Genomic DNA, 311 nt, shown 5'->3' on the forward strand with positions numbered 1-311 from the left:
GCCCTCCCGCCGCGCGATGGCCTCGCGGACCCGGGGGACGACCCCGGCGCGCAGCAGCGAGGACTTGCCGCTGCCCGAGGCGCCGAACACAGCGGCGAAGCTGTGCGCGGTCATCAGCACGCACAGCTCCGCCACCAGCCGGTCACGGCCGAAGAACAGCATCTGGTCGTCCGGATCGATGCGGGCGCGGCCCCCGTACGGCGCCGGCGCGTCTTCCTCGTCGCCCGCGGAAACCGCCGCGACCGCCGCCTCGGCCTCCTTCCAGTACACCTCCCACTCGCCGGGGTCCCCGCCGCACGCCTTAACATACC

1 protein-coding gene is annotated in these 311 nt (G+C 74.3%); it reads right to left on the reverse strand.

The features are described 5' to 3' along the window. Nucleotides 1-311, reverse strand: a 311-nt coding sequence (locus PUR53_RS00200; protein ID WP_329906958.1) for an nSTAND1 domain-containing NTPase, incomplete at both ends; no start/stop codon positions are given.

It is taken from the genome of Streptomyces sp. SP18BB07 (assembly GCF_036322545.1).
GTDB classification, from domain to species: Bacteria; Actinomycetota; Actinomycetes; order Streptomycetales; family Streptomycetaceae; genus Streptomyces; species Streptomyces deccanensis.